Source organism: Streptomyces sparsus (genome assembly GCF_054776295.1).
Genome location: NZ_BAAHCA010001342.1, coordinates 1 through 982, shown reverse-complemented (window position 1 = coordinate 982; position 982 = coordinate 1). Strand labels below are relative to the sequence as shown.

Here is a 982-nt window from a genome sequence, read left to right as displayed (position 1 = left end):
GGGTTCCGGGCGAGGGCGCGGGTGCGGGACGCGGTGACCTCGGCGGTCGGCCAGACCCGCTCGACGGCGGTGTTGACGGCGGCGCCCACCAGCACCGCGAAGGCCGACATGCCCAGCCACAGCAGCACGGCGATCGGCGCGGCGAGCGAGCCGTAGATGCTGCCGCCCTCGACCGCGCTGGACAGGTAGACGCGCAGCCCCACCGCGCACAGCACCCACAGCAGCAGCGCGACCAGGGCACCGGGCAGGTCGGCCCGCCACGGCGAGCGCACCGGGACCGACACGTGGTAGAGCGTGGCCAGGAAGGCGACGGCCAGCAGCATCACCAGCGGCCAGTACAGCGCCCACACCACGTCCGACAGCTGGGGCCACCAGCCGGCCACCACGCTCGGTCCGAGCAGTGTCATGGGGACCGCGATCGCGCCGACGACGAGGCCGACGACGTACAGGGCGAAGGACAGCAGCCGGGTCACCGCGGGGTTGCGCAGGCCGCCGAGGCCGTACATGACCGTGATGGTGCCCACGAAGACGTTCACCGCCCGGGAGCCGGACCAGAGGGCGAAGGCGAAACCGAAGGAGAGCAGGCCGGGGCGGGCGCCGGAGACCAGGTCGTCGAGCAGCGGGGCGACCAGCTGCCGCACACCGCGCTCGGACAGCAGCCTGCCGGACGCGTCGAGCAGTTCCGTGCGCACCGATCCCAGGACGTCCGTGCCGCCCACGGAGTCCACCGCTCCGAGCAGGCCCAGCAGACCCAGCAGCAGCGCGGGCAGCGACAGCATGGTGAAGAACGCCGCCTCCGCGGCCATGCCCATGATCCGGTGCTCGACGCAGGACCGCCAGACGTCCCCGGCCAGCATCCGGGCCAGTTCCCGGCCGGGCACACCGCGGAAGTCGCTGCGGCGCCGCCCCGCGGACGACGCCCGCCGGGCCGTCCGGTCCGCCTCCCGCTCCTGGCCCGACTCCCGCTCGTCCCCCGACTCCC

At 74.4% G+C, this 982-nt stretch carries 1 protein-coding gene; it reads right to left on the bottom strand.

Annotation, left to right across the window (positions count from 1 at the left end; translation table 11 throughout):
* The coding region (locus ACYVE9_RS28325) for a YihY/virulence factor BrkB family protein (protein WP_461030742.1) at nucleotides 1–982 on the bottom strand (982 nt) is incomplete at both ends.